At 71.5% G+C, this 22,101-nt stretch carries 23 protein-coding genes; 5 read left to right on the forward strand and 18 right to left on the reverse strand.

Annotated elements, in window-relative coordinates:
* Positions 1 to 2: 2 nt before the first annotated feature.
* The 5 genes from ABD292_RS36775 to ABD292_RS36795 form a co-directional block, all read right to left on the reverse strand.
* On the reverse strand, positions 3 to 980 hold the full coding sequence (locus ABD292_RS36775) for an ABC transporter permease (RefSeq protein ID WP_344215711.1): 978 nt from the start codon (positions 978 to 980) through the stop codon (positions 3 to 5).
* A gap of 73 nt (positions 981 to 1,053) precedes the next feature.
* Entirely contained in the window at positions 1,054 to 2,487 is a 1,434-nt protein-coding gene (locus ABD292_RS36780; RefSeq protein ID WP_344215713.1) for an extracellular solute-binding protein, read from the reverse strand.
* A 119-nt stretch (positions 2,488 to 2,606) separates the two neighbouring features.
* Positions 2,607 to 3,221: a YesL family protein gene (locus ABD292_RS36785; protein WP_344215715.1), complete on the reverse strand. Its 615-nt coding sequence runs from the start codon at positions 3,219 to 3,221 to the stop codon at positions 2,607 to 2,609.
* A gap of 251 nt (positions 3,222 to 3,472) precedes the next feature.
* The gene (locus ABD292_RS36790; RefSeq protein ID WP_344215717.1) at positions 3,473 to 4,492 is read right to left on the reverse strand and encodes a LacI family DNA-binding transcriptional regulator; all 1,020 of its coding nucleotides are present in this window, start codon (positions 4,490 to 4,492) and stop codon (positions 3,473 to 3,475) included.
* Between the two features lie 135 nt (positions 4,493 to 4,627).
* A complete protein-coding gene (locus ABD292_RS36795) occupies positions 4,628 to 5,203 on the reverse strand; it encodes a TetR/AcrR family transcriptional regulator (protein ID WP_344215719.1) in 576 nt (191 codons plus the stop codon).
* Positions 5,204 to 5,294: 91 nt separating this feature from the next.
* Between ABD292_RS36795 and ABD292_RS36800 the strand changes: the two genes are divergently transcribed.
* Complete coding sequence (locus ABD292_RS36800) at positions 5,295 to 6,116, forward strand: NAD(P)H-binding protein (protein WP_344215722.1); 822 nt, start codon at positions 5,295 to 5,297, stop codon at positions 6,114 to 6,116.
* Between the two features lie 346 nt (positions 6,117 to 6,462).
* Here the strand turns inward: ABD292_RS36800 and ABD292_RS36805 are convergent, their stop codons facing one another.
* The 10 genes from ABD292_RS36805 to ABD292_RS36850 form a co-directional block, all read right to left on the reverse strand.
* Positions 6,463 to 7,128 carry an acVLRF1 family peptidyl-tRNA hydrolase gene (locus ABD292_RS36805; RefSeq protein ID WP_344215724.1) on the reverse strand — a complete coding sequence of 222 codons (666 nt, stop codon included), beginning with the start codon at positions 7,126 to 7,128 and terminating at the stop codon, positions 6,463 to 6,465.
* Between the two features lie 226 nt (positions 7,129 to 7,354).
* The gene (locus tag ABD292_RS36810) at positions 7,355 to 8,317 is read right to left on the reverse strand and encodes an ABC transporter permease (protein ID WP_344215726.1); all 963 of its coding nucleotides are present in this window, start codon (positions 8,315 to 8,317) and stop codon (positions 7,355 to 7,357) included.
* Positions 8,314 to 9,159 carry an ABC transporter ATP-binding protein gene (locus tag ABD292_RS36815; protein WP_344215728.1) on the reverse strand — a complete coding sequence of 282 codons (846 nt, stop codon included), beginning with the start codon at positions 9,157 to 9,159 and terminating at the stop codon, positions 8,314 to 8,316. Before ABD292_RS36815 ends, ABD292_RS36810 begins: the two co-directional genes overlap by 4 nt.
* On the reverse strand, positions 9,156 to 9,548 hold the full coding sequence (locus ABD292_RS36820; RefSeq protein ID WP_344215730.1) for a GntR family transcriptional regulator: 393 nt from the start codon (positions 9,546 to 9,548) through the stop codon (positions 9,156 to 9,158). The genes ABD292_RS36815 and ABD292_RS36820 overlap by 4 nt, the downstream gene beginning before the upstream one ends.
* Before the next feature lie 127 nt (positions 9,549 to 9,675).
* Positions 9,676 to 10,281 (reverse strand): response regulator transcription factor, encoded by a 606-nt coding sequence (locus tag ABD292_RS36825; protein WP_344215732.1) that lies wholly within the window; start codon positions 10,279 to 10,281, stop codon positions 9,676 to 9,678.
* Positions 10,278 to 11,396, reverse strand: a complete 1,119-nt coding sequence (locus ABD292_RS36830; RefSeq protein WP_344215734.1) for a sensor histidine kinase — start codon at positions 11,394 to 11,396, stop codon at positions 10,278 to 10,280. Before ABD292_RS36830 ends, ABD292_RS36825 begins: the two co-directional genes overlap by 4 nt.
* On the reverse strand, positions 11,393 to 12,127 hold the full coding sequence (locus tag ABD292_RS36835; protein WP_344215736.1) for an ABC transporter permease: 735 nt from the start codon (positions 12,125 to 12,127) through the stop codon (positions 11,393 to 11,395). Before ABD292_RS36835 ends, ABD292_RS36830 begins: the two co-directional genes overlap by 4 nt.
* Positions 12,127 to 13,011: an ABC transporter ATP-binding protein gene (locus ABD292_RS36840; protein WP_344215738.1), complete on the reverse strand. Its 885-nt coding sequence runs from the start codon at positions 13,009 to 13,011 to the stop codon at positions 12,127 to 12,129. Before ABD292_RS36840 ends, ABD292_RS36835 begins: the two co-directional genes overlap by 1 nt.
* 88 nt (positions 13,012 to 13,099) lie before the next feature.
* The gene (gene hisG, locus ABD292_RS36845) at positions 13,100 to 13,945 is read right to left on the reverse strand and encodes an ATP phosphoribosyltransferase (protein ID WP_344215740.1); all 846 of its coding nucleotides are present in this window, start codon (positions 13,943 to 13,945) and stop codon (positions 13,100 to 13,102) included.
* Positions 13,946 to 14,009: 64 nt separating this feature from the next.
* Entirely contained in the window at positions 14,010 to 14,273 is a 264-nt protein-coding gene (locus tag ABD292_RS36850) for a phosphoribosyl-ATP diphosphatase (RefSeq protein ID WP_020547470.1), read from the reverse strand.
* 262 nt (positions 14,274 to 14,535) lie between these two features.
* Between ABD292_RS36850 and ABD292_RS36855 the strand changes: the two genes are divergently transcribed.
* The 4 genes from ABD292_RS36855 (at position 14,536) to ABD292_RS36870 (ending at position 18,925) form a co-directional block, all read left to right on the forward strand.
* Positions 14,536 to 15,552, forward strand: a complete 1,017-nt coding sequence (locus ABD292_RS36855) for a LacI family DNA-binding transcriptional regulator (protein ID WP_344215743.1) — start codon at positions 14,536 to 14,538, stop codon at positions 15,550 to 15,552.
* Between the two features lie 217 nt (positions 15,553 to 15,769).
* On the forward strand, positions 15,770 to 17,029 hold the full coding sequence (locus tag ABD292_RS36860; protein WP_344215745.1) for an extracellular solute-binding protein: 1,260 nt from the start codon (positions 15,770 to 15,772) through the stop codon (positions 17,027 to 17,029).
* A gap of 10 nt (positions 17,030 to 17,039) precedes the next feature.
* On the forward strand, positions 17,040 to 17,972 hold the full coding sequence (locus tag ABD292_RS36865) for a carbohydrate ABC transporter permease (RefSeq protein WP_344215748.1): 933 nt from the start codon (positions 17,040 to 17,042) through the stop codon (positions 17,970 to 17,972).
* Positions 17,972 to 18,925, forward strand: coding sequence for a carbohydrate ABC transporter permease (locus tag ABD292_RS36870; protein WP_344215750.1), 954 nt, complete (start codon positions 17,972 to 17,974; stop codon positions 18,923 to 18,925). Before ABD292_RS36865 ends, ABD292_RS36870 begins: the two co-directional genes overlap by 1 nt.
* A 76-nt stretch (positions 18,926 to 19,001) precedes the next feature.
* Here the strand turns inward: ABD292_RS36870 and ABD292_RS36875 are convergent, their stop codons facing one another.
* From ABD292_RS36875 to sufU, 3 genes are all read right to left on the reverse strand, one after another.
* A complete protein-coding gene (locus ABD292_RS36875) occupies positions 19,002 to 21,023 on the reverse strand; it encodes a DEAD/DEAH box helicase (RefSeq protein ID WP_344215752.1) in 2,022 nt (673 codons plus the stop codon).
* A 281-nt stretch (positions 21,024 to 21,304) separates the two neighbouring features.
* A complete protein-coding gene (locus ABD292_RS36880; protein WP_329575148.1) occupies positions 21,305 to 21,667 on the reverse strand; it encodes a metal-sulfur cluster assembly factor in 363 nt (120 codons plus the stop codon).
* Positions 21,664 to 22,101 (reverse strand): Fe-S cluster assembly sulfur transfer protein SufU, encoded by a 438-nt coding sequence (gene sufU, locus ABD292_RS36885; protein ID WP_329575147.1) that lies wholly within the window; start codon positions 22,099 to 22,101, stop codon positions 21,664 to 21,666. Before sufU ends, ABD292_RS36880 begins: the two co-directional genes overlap by 4 nt.

The raw sequence follows: 22,101 nt of genomic DNA on the forward strand, positions 1-22,101 counted from the left end.
CCTCAGAACAGTCCACGCTGGCCGAGGCGCTTGGCCAGCCAGTTCGAGCCGAAGATCAGGATGACGCCGGCCACGCCCTTGAACAGGCCGACGGCGGTGGAGTAGCTGATCGCGCCCTGGGTGATGCCGGCGTAGTAGACGTAGGTGTCGAACACGTCGGCCACCGAGCGGTTCAGCGAGGTGGTCATCAGCCAGATCTGCTCGAAGCCCGAGTCGAGCAGGTTGCCGGAGGCGAGGATCGCCATGACCACGACCGTGGGGCGGATGGCGGGCAGCGTGACGTGCCAGAGCTGGCGGAAGCGGCCCGCGCCGTCCATGCGGGCGGCCTCGTACAGGTTGGGGTCCACGCCGGCCAGCGCGGCCAGGTAGATGATCGTGCCCCAGCCGGTCTGCTTCCACAGCTGCTGGAGGATGATCAGCGGCCGGAACCACTCCTCCTGCGCCATGTAGTCGATCTTGGAGGTGTCGCCCAGGATCTCGCGCATCCAGCCGGCGAGCACGCCGAAGTCCGCCGCGAACAGCACGTACGTCAGCGACGCGACGATCGTCCAGGACAGGAAGTGCGGGATGTAGATGAGCGACTGCACCGAGCGCTTGAGAAAGCCGACCCGCACCTCGTTGAGCAGCAGGGCGACGATGATCGGCGCGGGGAAGACGAACACGATGTGCAGCAGCGCCAGCAGGAGCGTGTTGAACATCAGCCGGCCGAAGTCGGGCCCGGCGAACAGCTCCTCGAAGTGCTTGAGCCCGACCCAGGGGCTGCCGGAGTAGCCGAGGAAGGGCAGGAAGTCCTGGAAGGCGATCGTCAGCCCGTACATCGGCAGGTACTTGAAGATCACGAAGTACGCGACGCCGGGGACGAGCATCAGGTAGAGCCAGCGGTAGCGGCCTACCGCCGTGCGGAGCGGCACCTTGGCGGCGCCTCTCCCGCTCTCCTTGGGCGCCGCCTTCTCGGGAGGCGCCGCCAGGTGGGTGGCCACGAGCGGCCTCCTTTCGTGGGAGAGCCCGGGGGGCGGCAGGTCCCCCGGGCTCTCGGGCGGGGTCGGGCGGCCGTTACTGGCCGAGCTTCTTGACGAGGTCGTTGATCTCGGCCGTCACCTGGGTGCCGCCGCTGTCGTACCAGCGCTTGATCTCGCCCTTGAGCTGGTCCTCGGTGATCGCGCCCGACAGGAACTTGATCCGCGCGTCGGGGACGATCGTGTCGATCTGCGGGCCGCGCGCTACGGCGGTGTCCGAGACCACGGGCAGCGCCACGTTGTGCACCGCCGTCTTGAGGTCCTCCTCCATGAGCTTCTTCTGCAGCGTGAGCATGTCCTGGTACGGCTTGCCCGACGGCACCCGCTGGTAGGCGATGCCGCCGATGTCGACCGTGCCCTTGGTGCCGAGCTGGATGAAGGCGTCGTCCGCGTTGTCCTGGATGACCTTGACCGCGGGGTCGTCCTCGTTGATGAGCGCGGCGGTGTCGCCGTTCTCGACCTTGTAGTTGCGGCCCTCGATGCCGTTGGTGACCAGGTTCTGGCCTTCCTTGGTGGCCAGCTTGTCCAGGGTCTTCAGCACGTTGTCGAGGTCCTGCTCGGTGCGCACGCTCTGCTTGGAGATCGCGAGCACGTCGGCGTAGCCGGTGAACGGGTAGGAGAACTTCTGGCCGTCGGAACGCTTGAGGTTGCCGACCATGGCGACCTTGTCGCCGTAGTTCTCCTTGTCGTCCTCGTAGAACAGGTCGAGGACCTGGCGGGAGCGGATGTTGACGTCGATGATCATGCCGCCCTTGCCCTGGTGGAAGGGCTCGTTCCACTTGGCGGTGTCGAGCGTGGCGAAGTCGGGGTTGATCATGCCCCCGTCCACCATCTTCTTCAGCCAGCGGTTGGCCTCGAGGAACTCGGGGGTGTCGAAGCCGGGCACGATCTTGCCGTCGCGCTCGCCCCAGCCGTTGGGGGCGCCGAACCAGGTCTCGATCACGTCGTACGGGCTGGCGCTGGCGTAGTTGCCGGGCCACTTCGGGATGATGAGGCCGTAGGTGTCGTTCTTGCCGTTGCCGTCGGGGTCCTTCTCGGTGAACGCCTTGGCGACGTCGTAGAGGTCGTCGACCGACTCGGGCAGCTTCAGTCCCAGCTTGTCCAGCCAGTCCTTGCGGATCACGATCGCCGAGCGCAGCAGGGGCCGCATCCGGTAGAGACCGAAGATCCGGCCGTTGATCGAGGAGTTGAGCGCGCTCCGCTCGTCGGCGGGCTTGAGGTTCGGGTACTTGTCGAGCTTGTCGGTCAGGTCCCAGAACGCCCCGGCCTGAGCGGACTTGACGAACGCCGGCAGGTGCGGGTCGACCACCATGACCTGCGGCAGGTTGTCCGAGGCCAGGGTGACGTTGAGCTTGTCGGTGTACTCGGCGTTGGGCACCCAGGTGATCTGCAGCTTCTTGCCGAGGAACTTCTCGACGGCCTGGTGCAGCTCGCCCTTCGGGTCGGGCGCGGTGCCGAACAGCTTCGACATGAACGTGATCGTGTTCGGGTCGGACTGGGGCGCCTCCCCGCCGCCCGAGCAGGCCGAAGCGGTGAGAGCAGCCGTTATCGCTAACACGCCGGCAAGGAGCCGCCGGCGGCGGGATGCGCTCATGAGTTCCCTTTCGAATGCAGGCGCGCCTCGTTCTCCTCGAAGAAGCGCAGGCAGAGCCACGTGTTGAGATGGATCCACGCGCCGAAGCTGATCACCGGGGCGAGGACGGGCGCCGCCGAGGTCGCGAAGGCGATGGCGGAGAGGACGAGCAGCAGCAGCACGGACGAGGCCGGGCGCATGAGCGCCAGGTGGACCGCCTTGGGCACGTACGCCCACAGCGGCAGGTCGTGATGCGCGTAGAGCGGGCCCACGTAGGCCCCCGCACCGGCCAGTGCGACGAGCGCCACGAGGGTCGCGATCCGCATCGCCCCCATGCCGGGGCCGAGCGCGGACAGGTACAGATAGTTGCCGACGAGCAGGACGCCGGTCAGCACCAGGGGCAGGACCAGCAGCGAGGCCCGGACGAATTCCCGCCGGTAGACGGTCCAGAATTCGCGCCAAGCCTGAAACGTTTCATATCGGACGCGCCTCCGGGCCAGGGTGTAGGCGGCCACGGTGGCGGGCCCCAGCCCGAGAACCACGCCTCCGGCGAGGGTGAACACGAGCCACATCAGGTTGAGCTGAGCCGCCCAGATGGCCTCTGAGCAGGCAGCTTGGATCCTGAATGACATGGCGGGACGAGACATCCGGCACCACCTTCTCGTGGCATCCGCCCCGGACGGGGGTGGGCTGTTGCGCCGCCGTTCCTGCCCGGTTACACGGGAGTGAACGGCGGTTGGTGCGAAATTAGTGTTGAATCGACTCAAAGTCAATGACGAGATGCGCGGGAATTCGCGGACCCGCCGCGGGTGCCGGAGGCCGTCCGGGCATGCGTGAGCACGGCCCGCCGCCTCGTGCGGAGGGCCGTGCTCGGGGGCGGGCGTCAGGGGTCGCGGCGCAGCGCGCTCGACTCCCTGACCACCAGGTCCGGCTGGAAGATGACCTGCCTGTGCCGGTGCTGCTCGGGCTCGGCGACCTCTTCGAGCAGCAGGTCGACGGCGGTGCGGCCGAGCAGTTCGCGCGGCTGCCTGACCGACGACAGCGGCACGGCCGCCGCCGCGGCGAAGTCGATGTCGTCGTAGCCGATGATGGCGAGGTCCTCGGGCACGCGCAGCCCGTGCGCGGCCATCGCCTGCAGGAAGCCGAGTGCCATGATGTCGTTGGCGCAGAAGGCGGCGGTGGGCCGCTCGTCAGGCGGCAGCGCCGCCACCTGTTCCCCGATGGCCCGGCCGCCGGCCACGGTCAGCGCGGGCGCGGTCCAGGTCAGCAGCTCGACGGCGCCGCCGGTCGCGGCGATCGCCGCCTCGGCGCCCGCGTGCCGGTCGGCCACCTGTTTGACCGACATCGGCCCGCCGGCGAACAGCACGCGCCGGTGCCCGCGCTCGACGAGATGGGCGCCGGCGATCTGCCCGCCGAGCCGGTCGTCGACCGCCACCGAGCACTGCAGCCCGGTGGCCGGGCTGTCGACCAGCACGACCGGCGTGCCGCGCGCGGCCAGCTCCTCCAGCCAGGGGTTCTCCGCCTCGACCGGGGTGATGAGGATGCCCATCACCCGCTGCTGTTCGAGCTGGTCGAGGTGGCGGCGCTCGCGGCCCGGGTCGCCTGCGCTGTTGCACAGCACCACCATCGTGTCGTGGTCCTCGGCGACCGACTCGGCGCCCTGGGCCACGTCCACGAAGAAGGGGTTGGCCACGTCGAGCACGACGAGGCCGACCGTCCTGCTACGGCCCACCCGCAGGTGGCGGGCCACCTCGTTGCGGACGAACCCGAGTTTCTTGATCGCGTCGAAGACGCGTTCGCGGGTGGCCGGTGACACGATCTCCGGGCGGTTGAGCACGTTGCTCACCGTCCCCACGGAGACGCGCGCCAGCTGCGCGACCTCCTTGATGTTCCTGGTCGCCATCGATCCTCACGAGGCCGTGCTGCGGGTGCATGATTCGCCGCTCTGACGTGGTCCGCGTACGGAGCTCCACGATGAACTCGGCCCATCATAGCGGTGATCAAGATTCTTTTGAATCGTCTCAATACGTCGAAACGGTCACAGGGGCACGGTCGTCCCCTCCGCCCTCATGCCGTCGAGCATGAGCCGCAGGTAACGGCCGGGGTCGGCGGCGACGGGGGCGGGAAGCCGGTCGGGGTGACAGGTGAAGACGTTCAGCAGGTGGACCAGGTCCTCGACGCCGACGTCGCGGCGCATCGCGCCGTCCTCCTGCGCGCGGCCCACCAGCCCGCCGAACCGCTCCAGCCAGCCGTCCCGCGTCCGCGCGAACCCGTCCCTGCCGGTGTACGCCTCGTCGGGCAGCGCGGCCAGGGCGGTCGCGAGCGCGGCGCGGCCGGGGTCCGCCGCCCAGGAGACGAAGGCGCGGATCGCGCTCCAGGCGTCGGCCGCCTCGTCCGCGGCCCGGTCGAGGGCCTCGGCCATGCTGTGCACGTAATGGTCGCCGACGGCGGCCAGCAGGGCCTGGCGATCGGGGAAGCGGCGGTAGAGGGTGCCCACGCCGACCCCCGCGCGCCGGGCGATGACCTCCATGGGCGCGTTGACGCCACGCTCGGCCAGGACCTCGGCCGCCGCCTCGACGATCCTGCCGAGGTTCCGTCTCGCGTCCGCGCGCACCGGCGTCTCCTCTTCCTGCAAGTGGACGATCGGATTCCGGTTAGTGTACCGTGCGGCCAACCGGAATCCGATCGTCCGCTTAGGAGACTTCATGATCGTCATCACCGGGGCCACGGGCACCATCGGGCGGGCGCTGGCCGGGCGGCTGCGCGGGCACGACGTGCTCGCCGCCGTCCGCCGGCCCGCCGACCTGCCGTGCCCGTACGCGCTCGCCGACCTCGAGCGGCCCGAGACGATCGGCGCGCTGCTGTCGCCCGGCGACCGGCTGTTCCTCAACAGCTCGCTCTGGCCCGGCTTCGCCGCGGCGCACCGGGCCGTCATCGACCTCGCGGCGCGGGCGGGAGTCGCCCAGGTGGTCACGGTCTCCGTCCGGGGCGCCCGTCCCGGCGGGCGGCTCGGCGGCGGCATGCACGGCGAGGTGGACGAGGAGCTGCGGGCGTCCGGCGTGCCGTACGCGATCCTGCAGCCGACCGGGTTCATGCAGAACCTGCCGGGCGAGGTGCGGGACGGGCGCATGTACGGCTCGTACGGGCCGGGACCGGTCAACTACATCGACGCCAGGGACATCGCCGACGTGGCCGCCGCGCTGCTCACCCGCCCGGCCGGGCCGGGGAGCGACCACGTGCTCACCGGGCCCGAGTCGCTGCCGCACGAGCGGATCGCCGAGCGCGTCGGCGCGGCACTCGGCCGTCCCGTCCGGTACGTGGACCTCCCGGTGCCCGAGATGGCCGCCCACCTGGAGCGGCAGGGCATGCCGGCGCCGTTCGCCGCGGACCTGGCCGCGCTGATGGCCGAGACGGGCGACGGCCGCTGGGCGACGACCACGACCGAGGTCGAGGACATCACCGGCCGGCCACCGCGCACCCTGGACGACTTCCTCACCGACCACCTGACAACCTTCGCGACGGCCTGACGCCGCAGGCGGGCCGGGGGCGGGTGAACCAAGCGGCCTGCCCAGGCCGGGCGACCTGACGCACGCAGGCGGGCGGGGGGTGAACCGAGCGGCCTGCCCAGGCCGGGCGACCTGACGCACGCAGGCGGGCGGGGGGTGAACCGAGCGGCCTGCCCAGGCCGGGCGACCTGACGCACGCAGGCGGGCGGGGGGTGAACCGAGCGGCCTGCCCACGCTGGGCGACCTGACGCACGCAGGCGGGCTGGGGGCGGGTGAACCGAGCGGCCTGCCCACGCTGGGCGGCTGACTCACGCGGGCGGGCTGGGGGCGGGTGAACCGAGCGGCCTGCCCAGGCTGGGCGGCCGACTCAGGCGGGCGGGGGTTCGGGGTCCAGCACGCGGACGCGGACGGCGCGGAAGGTGGACGGGGTGTCGCGGAGCACGGTCAGGCGTGGGTCGGGCACTACGAGGAACGGCTCGGCCTCCAGCGCCAGCACGGGCGCGAGCCGCCGGTCCCGGCGCAGCGCGTCCATGGCCCGCCGGTCGCCGCCGAGCACGACGGCCTCCAGCTCCCCCAGGTGCGGCGACAGCACCCGCACCGCCGTCTCCACGGCCTCGTCGTAGACCTGGCTCGCCTGGTTGCGCCGCCGCCGGGCGAAGCGCTGCTGCGACCAGCCCCCGGCCGCCGTACGCCCTTGCACCAGCCGCGAGCCGACCTTCGAGGCCAGCAGCGCGTCGCCGTGGAAGACGCCGGCCGCGTACCCGCCGAGCCGGACGAGGAACACCCCCACCCGGCGCTCGGCGCGTACGTGCGCGACCAGCCCGCTGACGTGCGGCGGCCCGGCGGTCATGGGCGGGAACGGCACATGCAGCTCGGCCAGGGCGCCGTCGCGGGCCGACAGCCGGACCATCCGCCCGTCGCCGCTCGCCGTGAAGGGCCCGTGCCGCTCGGCGAACCCGTCGATCCACGGATGCACCCGCCCCGGCGGCACCACGACCCACCGGCCGCCACCCTTGGCCGGACGCCCGCTCATGCCCCGAGGCTAGCCGACCCGCCGGCCGAGGTCACCGCGGCCGGCTGCTTGCGCCGGCGCCGGATCGCGCCGTCCGCACGCCGTCGCGGTGCCCCGCTGCCCGCACGCCGTTGCGGTGCCCCGCTGCCCGCACCCCGTCGCGGTGCGGCGGGCATGATCACCGGCTCGCGCCAAAGCCATACCCCGCCCGTCCAGCCGGCCAGCCGGGGGCGGTGGTGGCAGCCGGTCAGCCGGGGCGACGGAGGGTCCGGCGCACCGCCAGCCCGCCGAGTGCCGCCGACCCGAGCGCCAGGATCCCCGCCTCGGTCCACTGAAAGCGCCAGAACCGGGACGGCGGGTGGTAGTACACCGCGTACCGGTAGCCCTTGCCGAACAGGCACGCCTGCCACGCCGTGGCGTTCCTGTCGCTCTGCCCCACGTCCACCCGGCGCGGGCAGCCGCTGCCGACCGGCTCGGCGACCTCTCTCCCCGACGGCTCCACCCAGGCGGCGCCGACCAGCCGGGCGTCGGGGTCGTCCAGCACCACGGCGCCGGACAGCTCGGTGCGCGCCGGTTCGGCGTAGTGGTCGCTCACCTGGAACAGCGTGAACATCGTCACCGCCACCCCGGCCACGACCAGCGCCATCGCGGGCAGCGTACGCCGGAACAGGGTGCCGGCCGCCGTGCCCAGCGCGAACGCGTACAGCCACCACGCCGCCGGCGCCACCCCGACCATGTTGAACACGCCGATGTTGCCGAACGTGGAGTCGACCCCCTCCCTGAACACCGGCCGCCACAGGCTCACCATGAGCGACAGCAGCAGCCCGCCCGCCACGACCGCCGCGCCCAGCACCGACAGCTTGACCGCCAGCCACCGCCACACGGGCACGGACTGGGTCCAGGCGAGGCGGTGGGTGCCGCGCTCGTACTCGCGGCCGAGCAGCGGCGCGCCCCAGAACGCCCCGATCAGCGCGGGCGCCACCAGCGGCATCCAGCCGAACACCGAGTAGACCGCGTCGTAGCGCTGCGCCAGCGCCACCACCAGCTCTCCGCACGCCACGGCTGGCCCCGGGCAGCCGGGCGGGGCGTGCTCGGCCACGTACCAGCCGGCCTCCACCGCCGAGCCCAGCAGCAGTGCCCCCAGCAGCGCCAGAAATCCGGCCGTCACGAGGATCTGGGCCCGGTGCTGGCGCCATGTCACCCAGATCACGCGCCCACTCCCGTCAGCCCCGGCAGGACCGCCGACTCGGGACTGCGCAGATAGCCCATGACGAGCTCCTCCAGCCCGGGGCGGCGCGCCTGCCAGCGCGGATCGAGCGGGCGCCCGCCTCGCGTCAGCATGCTGACCTGCCTGCCGGTACGGCTCGCGCCCACCACCTGGGTCCCCGCCGCTGACGCCCCGTCCGGGCCGGTGAGCACGAGGTGCCGGTCGAGCAGATCCTCGATGTCGCCGCTGACCTGCAGCCGGCCCTCGTTCAGCACGACCAGCCAGTCGCAGGTCTCCTCCAGGTCGGAGACGACGTGCGAGGACAGCAGCACGGTCAGTTCCCGTCCGGCGACCTCCGCCATGATCGAACGCATCACGTCGTGGCGGGCGAGAGGATCGAGGTTGGCCAGGGGTTCGTCCAGCACGAGCAGGTCGGGCCCGCAGGCCAGCGCCAGAGTGATCGCCACCTGCGCCTGCTGCCCGCCCGACAGCCTGCCCACCTTGCGCTCCAGCGGGATGCCGAGCCCCGCCAGGCGATCGGCAGCCGCGGCGGCGTCCCAGCAGGTGTTCATGCGGTGACCGAAGGTGAGCATCTCGGCGACGGTGAAGCTCTCGTACAGCGGCTTGTCCTGCGCCACGAACGCCGCCTTGCCGGCCACGCGGACGCTCCCCCTAACGGGCCTCAGCAGGCCGACAGCCGCGTGCATGAGCGTGGTCTTGCCCGCGCCGTTGGGCCCGACCAGCGCTGCCACACGTCCGGCGGGCACGGACAGCGAGCAGTCACGCAGCGCCCATGTACGGCGATAGCGGACCCCCAGCCCGGTCGCCTCCATCGCGGAACTCATGCCACGCCCTCCTTGGCGGCGTCGGCCAGGACCACGGTGAACAGCGCCTGCAGGTCCTCCCGGTCGAGCCCGGCCGCGCGGGCGGCGCGCACCCACGCCTCCAGATCGCGCCGCAGCCGCGTGTGCTCGGCGAGCGTCGGGCCCGCGACCCCCTGCCGCACGAACGTCCCCATCCCCGGCCGCCCCTCGACCAGCCCTTCGCGCTCCAGCTCCCGGTACGCCTTGAGCACGGTGTTGGGGTTGATGGCCAGGACCTCGACCACCTCGCGGGCGGTCGGCAACTGGTCGCCGGGCCGCAACGTGCCGAGCCGGAGTGCCTGCTTGACCTGGTGAACGAGCTGCAGGTAGGTCGAGACCCCTGAGCCGCGGTCCAGATGGAACTGGATCACACCAAAACCCTCTTTCACTATTCGAATAGTGAAATAGTGTGGACGCCCGTGCCCGTTGTCAACTCGGAAGACCGCCGGAGGCCGGGGACGGGGCACGGCCCGTCCGCGCTCCCGCACCTCGACCGCGTCAGAGCCAGCCCTGCGTACGGGCCCGTTGCACGGCCTCGATCCGGTTGCGGGCGTGGGTCTTCTGGATGGCCGAGGACAGGTAGTTGCGCACGGTGCCCTCCGACAGGTGCAGCCGCTCGGCGATGTCGCCGATGGTGGAGCCGTCCACCGAGGCGGACAGCACGTCGCGCTCGCGCGCCGACAGCGGGTTGGGCCCCGCGCTGAGCGCCGCCGCGGCCAGGCCGGGATCGATGACCCGCTCCCCCGCGTGCACCCGCCGGATCGCCGCCGCCAGCTCCCTGGCCGGACTGTCCTTGACGAGGAAGGCGACCGCGCCCGCCTCCATCGCGGTGCGCAGATAGCCCGGACGCCCGAACGTGGTCAGGATCATCACCCGGCAGCCGGGCGTGCGCCGTCTGATCGCCGCGGCGGCGGCCAGGCCGTCGGTGCCGGGCATCTCGATGTCGAGCAGCACGATGTCGGGCAGGGCGCGGGCGACGACCTCGGCCGCCTCCGCGCCGTCGGCGGCCTCGCCCACCACCTCGATGTCGGGCTCCAGGTTGAGCAGGGACGCAAGCGCGCCCCGTACCATGCCCTGGTCCTCGGCCAGGACCACGCGGATCACGCCGGCACCTCCACCCTCAGCCGGAACCCGCGCGGGCCCGGTCCCGCCGCCATCGCGCCGCCCGCGGCGACGGCCCGCTCGCTCAGCCCCGACAGCCCGCTGCCCATCAGGATGGGCTCCCGGCCGCGCCCGTCGTCGGCGACCTCCAGGACGGCCAGCCCGTCCTCGTACGTCACCCTGATCTCGCAGCGGCCGGCCCGCGCGTGGCGCACGACGTTCGTGGTGCCCTCGCGCACCGCCCAGGCCAGCAGGCCCTCGACCGGCTCCGGCAGGGGCGTGCCCGACACCTGCACGCGGGCCCGCACGCCGGCCGCCGCCAGCACGGACCTGGCGTTGTCGAGCTCCTCGGCCAGGCCGCGCCGCCGGTAGCCGGTGACGGCCTCGCGCACCTCCGACAGGGCCTTCCTGGCGACCGACTCGATGTCCCTGACCTCCCGCTGCACCTCGGGCGTGCCCTCGGCGAGCCGCCCGGCCAGCTCGCTCTTGAGCGCGATCAGCGACAGGCTGTGGCCGAGCAGGTCGTGCAGGTCGCGGGCGATGCGCAGCCGCTCCTCGGTGGCCGCCAGCCGGGCCACCTCGCCCTGCGCCCGGTGCAGCTTGACGGTCAGCGCCCGGGTGTTGCGCACGCTGATGAACAGCACGCCGAGCGTCACCACCTGCAGCCCGAGGATGATGATGGTCTCGGGCGAGCTGTGGTGGATCAGGCCGCCGCCCACCAGCAGGCCCAGGTTGGCGAGCATGGCGAGCAGCGCCGCCGCGGCCGGCAGCGTGAACCCGCACAGCACGACGCTGTAGACCGGCATGCTGAGGAAGGAGCCGCCGAAGACCAGCGCGCCGGTGACCCCCACCGAGGTGGTGAGCGCGAGCAGCGGGTACGTCCACCGCCCCCGTTCCAGGAAGCTCCTGGCGCTCACCACCGTCGCCAGGAACAGCACGATGAACGCGGCCAGCAACGCCCCCGCCCAGACCGCGCGCACACCGGTGATCGCGCCGGTCGCGATCTCCGCGACGGGGAAGACCAGGTAGACCAGCCCGACGGACAGGCCGAGCAGCCGCCGCCGGAGCGAGGGCCGGTCGTCCTCCCCGCCGAAGCTGATCCGCTCGGCGAAGCTCATGCCCGCACTGTAGCCCGGCGGTAGAGGAAGGCCGCGCCGAGGCCGAGCACCACTCCCCAGGCGGCGACGACCAGGACGTCGGCCAGCCCGAGCCCGTGGCCGCCCGCCACGCTCCAGCCGAGTGCCGCGTAGTGGTAGGACGGCGTGACCTCGGCGACGGCCTTCATCGTGGTGCCGAAGATCTCCGGAGGGAACCACAGCCCGCCCGCGATGGCCAGGGCGAACATGCAGATCATGGCGGCCGGCTGGGCGGCGTCGGGCGACAGCGCCGAGCCGATGGCCAGCCCGAGCGCGATGAACGGGATCGTGCCCAGCCACATCGCCAGCAACAGCCCCGCCCACCGCGCGGGCGGCATCGACACCCCCTGCTGCACGATGGCGACGACGCTGACCAGCAGCAGCGACGGCAGCACGAGCAGCAGCGCGGTCGCCAGCTTGGTGACGATGATCGCCCAGCTGGGCAGCGGGGTGATCTGGAGCTGACGCAGCCAGCCCGACTGCCGCTCGGTGGCCCAGGGCACGGCCGAGCTCATCATGGACGATGCCAGGCCCCCGTAGGCCGCCATCGACACCATGAGGATCACCGCGTAGCTGACGCCGCCTGCGTCGGTCTGCTCGCCGTAGATGTTGGCGTTGATCAGGTAGAGGAGGACGGGGAAGATCACCACGAAGATGAGGTAGCGCCGGTTGCGCAGCATGCGCAGCGTCTCTGTCCTGGCGTAGTAGAGCATCAGGGCTCCCGGGTGAGGGCGAGGAAGGCGGCTTCGAGGTCGGCGCCGGACAGCCGGACCTGCCGCACGTCGAGCGTGGTGCCTCGGTACAGCCCGTCCAGGGTGGCGTCGGGATCGCCGGTGTGCAGGATGACCTCGCCGTCGGCGATCTCGACGGAGGTCACGCCGGGCAGCCGGTCGAGGCCGGCCGCGGGCTGCGAGCCGAGGGCGAAGCGGACGATCTGACCGCCCGCCCCGGCCTTGATCTCGGCGGCGGTGCCGTCGGCGGCCAGCCGGCCGCGGGCGATGACGACCACCCGGTCGGCGTGGGCGTCGGCCTCCTCCAGGTAGTGGGTGGCGAACAGCACCGTACGCCCGCCTGCGGCGTAGTCGTGCATGGCGGCCCAGAAGCGCAGCCGGGACTCCACGTCCATCGCCGCGGTCGGCTCGTCCAGCAGCAGGATCTTCGGCGCGCCGGCGACGGCCAGGGCGAAGCGCACGCGCTGGGACTGGCCGCCGGACAGCTTGTTCGCCCGGCGGCCGGCCAGCTCGGTCAGGTCGGCCAGGCGCAGGATGTCGTCGAGGGGCAGCGGGCGCGGGTAGAGCCGGCGGACGAGGTCCACGAGCTCCTTCACGGTCAGCTCGGGGATGAGCGTGCCGTGCTGGAGCATCGCGCCCATCTCGCCGTCCTTCACGGCCGCGTCCGGCGGGCGGCCGTGCACGGCGACCTGGCCGGAGCTCGGGCGCAGCAGGCCGAGCAGCAGGTTGATGGAGGTGGACTTGCCGGCGCCGTTGGGGCCGAGGAGGGCCACGGTCGAGCCGGGTTCGATGGCGAGGGAGAGGTCGTCGACGGCGAGCACGTCCCCGTAGCGCTTGCTGACGTGATCGAACGTGATGGCGTTCATGCGTCGAACGTAAGGTCACGGCCGGGACCCGGGCAGTGTGATCCTTCCGGGTTCGGCCGTGACATTTGTCAGACGCAACCTCCGGGTGTCAGAGGCGGCAGGCGTAGATGTCGGTGACCAGGATCGCCCGCGCGCCGATGTCCCAGAGCTGGTCCATCACCTGCTGGTGGCCCTTGCGGCGGACCATCGCGCGCACCGCCACCCAGCCCTCGCGGTGCAGCGGCGAGACGGTGGGGCCCTCCATGCCGGGCGTGAGGGCGATGGCCTCCTCGATGCGCTCGGCGCGGATGTCGTAGTCCATCATCACGAAGTCGCGGGCGTGCACGACGCCCTGGAAGCGGCGGACGAACTGGCCCGCGCCGGGCGTCTCCGCCGCGCCCTGCCGCTTGATGAGCACCGCCTCGGAGCGCATGATCGGCTCGCCGAAGACCTCCAGGCCGACGTTGCGCAGCGTGGTGCCGGTCTCGACGACGTCGGCGATGGCGTCGGCCACGCCGAGCCTGATCGCGGTCTCCACCGCGCCGTCCAGCTTGATCACCCGGGCGTCCACGCCCTGGTCGGAGAGGTATTTCTCCAGCAGCCCCGCGTAGGAGGTGGCGATGCGCCTGCCCTGCAGGTCGTGCACCGAGGTCATCGCGCCGGCCGTGCCGGCCAGGCGGAAGGTGGAGCCGCCGAAGCCGAGCGGCATGATCTCCTCGACCGGCGCGCCGGAGTCGACGAGCATGTCGCGGCCGGTGATGCCGACGTCGAGGGTGCCCTCGCCGACGTAGACGGCGATGTCGCGGGGACGCAGGAAGAACAGCTCGCAGCCGTTGTCCTCGTCGACCACGACCAGCTCCTTGCTGTCCCTGCGGGAGCGGTAGCCGGCTTCCTTGAGCATGGCCTGGGCGGCCTCGCTGAGCGCGCCCTTGTTCGGTACTGCCAGACGCAGCATGTCAGGTCCTCGTTCGGTCTCTCGAATTCTCCAGGTCGGGTGCGGCGGCGGGCGCGGGCGCGCCCTAGAGATGCTTGTAGACCTGGTCGAGCCCGATGCCCTTGGCGATCATGAGCACCTGCACGTGGTAGAGGAGCTGGGAGATCTCCTCGGCCGCCCGGTCGTCCGACTCGTGCTCGGCCGCCATCCAGCTCTCGGCGGCCTCCTCGACGACCTTCTTGCCGATGGCATGGACGCCGGCGTCGAGCGCGGCCACGGTGCCGGACCCCGCGGGCCGGGTGCGGGCCTTCTCGGACAGCTCGGCGAACAGCTCTTCGAAGGTCTTCATGGTCTCTCTCGTCGTCGATGGCGTGCCTGACAAGCCTAGTCTGCGGGACGAGGTGACACCGCCCTCCGTCCGCCACGCGAGACGCCCCGATCGGCGCACGGCAGATCCGATGACCGCCCGGGAACCCGAAGGACTGTACATGGACCCGTTTCCGGTTTATGAACCGGAAAAGCGTTGTGCCCGGATCGGAGCGGAGATTGTCAATGTCGCTGATACGGTTCAGCGGTTTATCGGGACCGCAGGGGCGCGGGAGGGAGCAGGCGTGAAGAGGCCGACGATCGCCGACATCGCGCGGCGGGCCGGCGTGTCCAAGGGGGCGGTGTCGTACGCGCTGAACGGCCGCCCCGGCGTCTCGGAGGAGACGCGGGCGCGCATCAGAGCCATCGCCCAGGAGGTCGGCTGGCGCCCCAACGTGGCCGCCCGCTCGCTGAGCGGCGCCCGCGCCGACGCGATCGGCCTGGTGCTCTCCCGGCCGGCCCGCTTCCTCGGGGTGGAGCCGTTCTTCATGGAGCTGGTGAGCGGCGTCGAGGACGAGCTGGCGGCCAGCTCGTGCGCGCTGATGCTGCAGGTGGTGCCGGACCGTCAGGCCGAGATCGCGGTGTACCGGCGCTGGTGGGGCGAGGGCCGGGTGGACGGCGCGATCCTGGTGGACCTGTGCGCCGCCGACCCCCGCGTGGCGGAGGTGGAGCGGCTCGGCATGCCCGCCGTGGTGGCCGGGCATCCGTCGGGCGCGGGCCCGCTGCCCGCCGTGTGGTCGGACGAGGCCGCCGTGATGGGCGAGGTCATCGGCTACCTCGCGGCGCTCGGCCACCGGCGGGTGGCCAGGGTGGCGGGGCTGCCGGCGCTGCTGCACACCAGGATCAGGGACGAGGCGTTCGCGCGGGGCTGCGCGGCGGCCGGCCTCGGCGGGCACCCGGTCGCGCACACCGACTACACCGGCGAGGAAGGCGCGCGGGCGACGAGGCTGCTGCTCAGCGCGCGTCCCCGGCCCACGGCGATCGTCTACGACAACGACATCATGGCGGTGGCGGGCCTGTCGGTCGCCCAGGAGATGGGCCTGGCCGTCCCCGCCGGGCTGTCGATCGTGGCGTGGGACGACTCCCCGCTCGCGCAGGTGGTCCGGCCGCCGCTGACCGCCGTGACCCGTGACGTCCCCGCCTACGGCGCGCACGCCGCGCGCACCCTGCTCCGGGTGATCGCCGGCGAGCGGCCGGACGGCGCCCCGGAGCCGCCCGCGCGCCTGCTGCCGAGAGGGAGCACCGCTCCGTTTTCATCGTGACGGAAAATTTCCGCTGCAGCCGTAACCGAAGGTCATCGCCGTCACGAGAGCCGGGGAACGCGCTCTCTCGAAAAACTTCCTATTGTGGCTTACCCGCTTAAGTGATGAAATCCGCTCCGCACCAGTAAGTGGGCGCCGGCCAAGGGACCCGCAGGCACATCCGCACGTCCGCCGGCGCAAGTCCGGCGCCCATCCGACGGAGAGATCGGATGGCCCCATGCGACGAACCATGGCAGCGTGCAGCACGATCCTCGTGGCCGCCCTGAGCACGGCCTGCGCCACGAGCGGCCAGACCCGGACGGAGCAGGCCGACCAGAACGCCCCCATGACCCTGTCCTTCTGGTCCACCGGAGGCGACGACGAGACGGCGACCTTCCAGAAGGCCGCCGACCTCTACCACCAGAAGCACCCGAACGTGACGGTCAAGGTGCAGACCCTGTCCTGGGACGACGCCTACGCCAAGCTCCTCGCCGCCGCGACCAGCCGCACCGGCCCCGACATCCTCTCCGGCGGCATGACCTGGACCATCCAGTTCGGCGCCCGCGGCGCCATGGTGGACCTGCGGGGGCACGGTATCGACGCGCTCAAGGGACAGGCGCAGCCCGCCCAGTGGGAGTCGGCCGTCTCCCCCGACGGCTCGGTGTACGGGGTGCCGCTCGACATGTCCACCCTGGCCCTCTACTACCGCACCGACCTGCTGGAGAAGGCCGGGATCGACGCCCCGCCCAAGACGTGGGAGGAGCTCGTCGAGGACATCGCCACGCTCAAGGCGGCCGGGGTGAAGAAGCCCTACAGCCAGGACTGGGGCAACCTCGACTGGATCGGCTACTTCAACTACCTCTACCAGGCCGGCGGCGCCTTCTACACCCCCGACTGCAAGCCCTCGCTCGACACCCCGCAGGCCGAGCGGGCGCTGACGTACTGGGTGGACCTCTACCGCGAGCACGGCGCGCCCACCGCCACCGTCGAGGGCTCCGACGCCCTCGACACCGGCACCGCGATGGTGGTGGCCGGCAACTGGATCGCCAAGGGCCTCGACACCAACAAGCCCAAGCTGAAGGGCAAGTGGGCGATGGCGCCGCTGCCCGCCGGGCCCGCCGGGCCGACCACGTTCATCGGCGGCCGGGCGATCGGCGTCACCTCCTTCAGCAAGTACGCCCAGACCGGCGCGGACTTCGTGAAGTTCATGTACACCGACGAGGCCATCGCCGCCGTCGCCGGCGAGGCCAGGAAGCGCAACATCTCCTACATCCCGCCGCGTCCCGACCAGATCGTGGGCGGCTCGACGTTCACGCCCGAGCAGGCGCAGGTCTTCGCGCAGGCGATCGGCACGGGCAAGGCGGCCCCCGGCTGCCCCGGCTGGGACGAGAGCGCCTCCGACGTGGCCAAGCAGCTCCAGTCGGCCATCCTCGGCAAGTCGGACGCGAAGACCGCGCTCGCCGAGGCGGCCAAGGTCATGGAGCGCAACGCCGGTTAGGAGGCCGACCATGGCGGGTCCCGTCCCCATCGGCGGCCGGCTGCGCCGCGTCCCCGTCGAGCGGCTGCGCCGCTACGGCACCTCGTACGCGATGCTGCTGCCGTTCCTCGCGCTGTTCGCGGCGTTCCTGCTCTGGCCGCTGGCCAACTCGCTCTACCTCAGCTTCACCTCGTTCGACGGGGTCAACCCGGCCGTCTTCACCGGCCTGGACAACTTCGCCGAACTCGCCGGCGACGCCCGCTTCCGGCACGCGCTCGGCAACACCGCGCTCTACGTGGTGGCCTCGGTCGTGCTCGGCACCCTGCTGTCGCTGGGGCTGGCGCTGGCCTTCAACGGCCCGAGCTGGCCGCACCGCGTCATGCGCACGCTGTTCTTCCTGCCGTCGGTGACCTCCTCCATCGCGCTTATGATCATGTGGAAGTGGGTGCTGTTCCCGAGCGAGGTCGGCCTGGCCAACACGGTCGTCCACTGGCTCGGCGGCTCCACCGTGCCCTGGCTGGCCACGCCGGGGCTCACCATCCCGATCCTGGTGCTGATGTCGGTGTGGGGCGGCATGGGCTACGGCATGGTGCTGTACGTCGCCGGCCTCGGCTCCATCCCCGAGGAGTACTACGAGGCGGCCAGGATCGACGGCGCCTCGACCTGGCAGCGCTTCCGTCACATCACGCTGCCGCTGCTGCGGCCGGTCACCACGTACGTGGTGGTGACCGGGCTGATCGGGGCGTTCCAGGTGTTCGAGGCGGTCTACATCGTCTTCCGCGGCACCAACAACATCGGCGGCGTGCTCGACTCGGCGCTGATGATCGTGCCCTACCTCTACGACCAGGGGTTCACCCACTTCAAGCTGGGCTACGCCTCGGCCGTCGCCTGGGTGCTGTTCCTGATCATCTTCGTGCTGAGCCTCGTCAACCTGCGCGTCGGGCGCGCGATGAAGGAGCTGTGATGGCCGTCGCCCCGATGGACCGGCTCGCCCCGGCACGGCGGGCCCGGCACGAGCAGCCGCGCGCGGGCGGCCGGGCCCGGCTGAACGGGCACCTGCTGCGCCTGCCGTTCTACCTGCTGTCGCTGACGATGGTCGTGCCGTTCTACTGGCTGATCATCACGGTGCTGAAGCCGCCGACGGAGCTGTCCAGGATCCCGCCGTCGTTCGTGCCGCGCTCGCCGTCGACCGTGAACTTCTACGACCCCGAGTGGTCGGCGGAACGGGTCAACCCGGGGCATCTGCAGGGGGTGTTCCAGCGGTTCCAGGTGGAGTTCGGGTTCTGGCGGTTCCTGTTCAACAGCGTCGTCATCACCACGGCGATCACGGTGGGAGCGCTGCTGGTCTGCTCGCTGGCGGCGTACGTGATCGCCAAGCACCAGATCAGGGGCCGCCGGGTCATCTTCCTGATGATCATCGCGTCGATGATGGTGCCCTGGCAGACGACGCTCATCCCAAACTACGTCATCATGCGCAATCTGGGCTGGCTGGACACCTACACGGCGTACATCGTGCCGGGGCTGGCCAAGGCGTTCGTGCTGTTCTTCCTCGTGCAGTTCCTGCAGTCGGTGCCGAACGAGCTCATCCAGGCGGCCCGCGTGGACGGCGCCGGGGAGTGGCGGATCTGGTGGCAGATCGTGCTGCCGCTGCTGCGGCCGGCGCTCGCCGCGATGTCGATCTTCATCGTGCTGGCCGAATGGAACAACTTCCTGTGGCCGCTGGTGATCGTGCAGAGCGACGAGATGGCGAACCTGCCGGTCGCGCTGGCCCGGCTCAACTCGTACTTCGGGGCGCCGGACCACCAGGGCGCCATCATGGCGGGCGGGTTCATCGCCTCGGTCCCGACCATCGTGTTCTTCCTGATCTTCCAGAAGTACTTCACCCGGGGCATCGCCCTGAGCGGCCTGAAAGGCTGACCCACCCCCGGGAACGCCGCCGCCCGCCACACCTCGGGGGTGTGGCGGGCGGTGGGGTTCGCTTCAGCGGGGCCGGTCAGCGCGCGTGGCGGCGGTCCGAGGAGAACGGGCGGGGGCGCTGGCCGCGGTCGTCGGAGCCGCGCCAGTCGCCGCGCGACCCGCGGTCCTGGCCGGCGCGGCCGCCACGGTCGTCGCCGCGGTAGCCACGCTCGCCGCGGAAACCACCGCGCCGGTCGCCGCCCGAGAAACCACGGTCACCGCCCGAGAAACCACGGTCGTTCGAGAAGCCGCGGTCACCGGAGGAGCCCCGGTCGCCGTTGTAGCCACGGTCGCCCGAGAAACCACGGTCGCCGTTGTAGCCACGGTCGTCGCGGGAGCCACGGTCGCTCGAGTAGCCGCGGTCACCGGAGAAACCACGGTCGCCGGAGAAACCGCGCTCCCCGGAGGAGCCGCGGTCGCCGTTGTAGCCACGGTCACCGTTGTAGCCGCGGGCGCCGTTGGAGCCACGGTCGCCCGAGAAGCCACGGTCGTCGCGGGAGCCGCCGCGGTAGCCGTCACGGCCGCCCTCGCGGGCCGGACGCTCGCCCTCGCGGACGGGCCGGTCGCCCTCGCGGAAGCCGCGCCTCGGCTGATAGCCGCGGTCGCGGCCCTCGCCCACGGTGCGCGACTCGTCGCCGTGCCGGCGCGGACGCCGGTCGCCCCCGAAGGGACGCTCGCCGTCCTCGTGGCGGCGCGGGCGGCGCTCGCCGTCGAAGTCGCGGCGCGGACGGCGGTTGCGGCGCTCGGAACCGCCGGCACCGCCGCCGTCACGGCGCGGCCGCAGCGGCTTGCGCACGTCGGGCTCCCACACGGGGATGGCCTCGCCGCTCGGGATGCGGGCGCCGGTCACCTCGGCGACCCTCGGGTGCCCCGGGGTGGCCTTGAGGCGGAACGGGTGGATGCCGGCCCGGCGGGTGAGCGCGTCGGTGGAGCGCCGCTCGTTCGGCAGCACCAGCGTGACGACGGTGCCCTTCTCGCCGGCCCGCGCGGTACGCCCGCCGCGGTGCAGGTAGCTCTTGTGGTCCTGGGGCGGGTCGACGTGCAGCACCAGCGAGATGTTGTCCACGTGGATGCCGCGCGCCGCGACGTCGGTGCAGACCAGCACGTTGACCGAGCCCTCGCGGAACTCGGCGAGGATGCGGGTGCGCTGGTTCTGGCGCTTGCCGCCGTGCAGGCCGCCGGCCTTCACGCCGACGCGGGCGAGCTGCTTGCACAACCGGTCCACGCCGTGCTGGGTGCGCACGAAGATGATGGTGCGGCCCTCGCGGTTGGCGATCTCGGCCGCCACGTCGAACTTGTCGTCGCGGGTGACCTGCATCACGTGGTGCTCCATGGTGTCGACCGGCGAGGTCGCGGGAGCCACGGAGTGCGTGATCGGGTTCTTGAGGAAGCGCTGCACCAGCTTGTCGACGTCGCCGTCGAGGGTGGCGGAGAACAGCAGCCGCTGCCCGTCGGCCGGGGTCTGCGCGAGCAGCTCGGTGACGACGGGGAAGAAGCCGAGGTCGCACATGTGGTCGGCCTCGTCGAGGACGCTCACCTCGACGTCGGCGAGCGAGCACTCGCCCTGCCGGATGAGGTCGCCGAGACGTCCGGGGGTGGCGATGACGAGGTCGACGCCGCGCCGCAGCGCCTCGATCTGCTTGCCCATGGACATGCCGCCGACGACGACCTTCATGCGCAGCCCGAGGCCGCGGCCGAGAGGTTCGAGGGCGTCGTGGACCTGGAGGGCGAGCTCACGGGTCGGGACGAGGATCATCGCGCGGGGCCGCCCGGGAACGGGCCTGACCCCGGCGAGCCGGGCCATGGTCGGCAGGCCGAAGGCGAGGGTCTTGCCGGAGCCGGTCTGGCCACGGCCGAGCACGTCGTTGCCGGCGAGCACGTCGGGGATGGTCGCGCTCTGGATCGGGAAGGGGCTCTCGATGCCCTGTCTGGCCAGTCCGGTGACGAGCGGCCTGGGCAGCCCCAGGAGCTCGAACTCGGACGGACCCGCTTCCGGGGCGGCCGCGGAGGTCGCGCCGGAGATGCTCTCGTCGAGCGCGGGCATGACAGCGTCAAGCATGGTCACGAAAGTCGTGCCTTTCCGTCGAAGTGGCACGTCACTTCTGCGAAAGGACGAGCCAAGATGTACGGCACACGCCGTACCAGTCAGAAAAAGAGGGGGAGGATGCACCGGCGCACCGGCCGCAGGCGATGCTGAGACGCGCGATGAGGCGTCGGGGTGCATCTGATCCAACGCCGGGATGTTATCGGATATTTCCCGGCCGGGTTCGGACCTTCCGAAAACCCTGATGACACGCTGAAACGGCTGACGTCGGACGCCAGCCGTACAGCGAACAGAGGTCAGACGTTGAAGCCTAGCATACGAAGCTGCTCTCGGCCCTCGTCGGTGATCTTGTCCGGGCCCCACGGCGGCAGCCAGACCCAGTTGATCTTCACGTCGGAGACCATGCCGTCGAGCGCCGAGTGCGCCTGGTCCTCGATGACGTCGGTCAGCGGGCAGGCCGCGCTGGTCAGCGTCATGTCGATGGTGGCCACGGGCTTGCCGCCGCCGGCCGCGTCGAGGTTGAGGCCGTAGATCAGGCCCAGGTCGACGACGTTGATGCCCAGCTCGGGGTCGACGACGTCCTTGAGCGCCTCCATGACCTCGTCGACGGTGATCTCACCGTCGAACTCGGTCGTCGGGGTCTCGGTTGGCTTGCTCATTGGGCGGCACTCCTCACCACTGCGTCCTTGTAGGCCATCCAGGACAGCAACGCGCACTTCACACGGGCGGGGAACTTCGCCACGCCCGCGAAGGCGACCGCGTCGCCGAGCACGTCCTCGTCGGCCTCCACCTGGCCCCTGCCCTGCATGAGCCGGGTGAACTCGTCGACGACCGACAGCGACTCCGCGACCGACGAGCCGGTGGTCAGCTCGTGCAGCACCGAGGCGGCGGCCTGGCTGATCGAGCAGCCCTGCCCGTCGTAGGAGACGTCGAGCACCTGGTCGCCGTCCACCTTGACCCTGAGCGTGATCTCGTCGCCGCAGGTCGGGTTGACGTGGTGGACCTCGGCGTCGTACGGCTCGCGCAGCCCGCGCCCCTGCGGGTGCTTGTAGTGCTCCAGGATCAGCTCCTGGTACATCGACTCGCCGATCAT

Origin of the sequence: Nonomuraea bangladeshensis, assembly GCF_039529455.1 — a bacterium.
In the GTDB taxonomy this organism is placed as follows: Bacteria; Actinomycetota; Actinomycetes; order Streptosporangiales; family Streptosporangiaceae; genus Nonomuraea; species Nonomuraea bangladeshensis.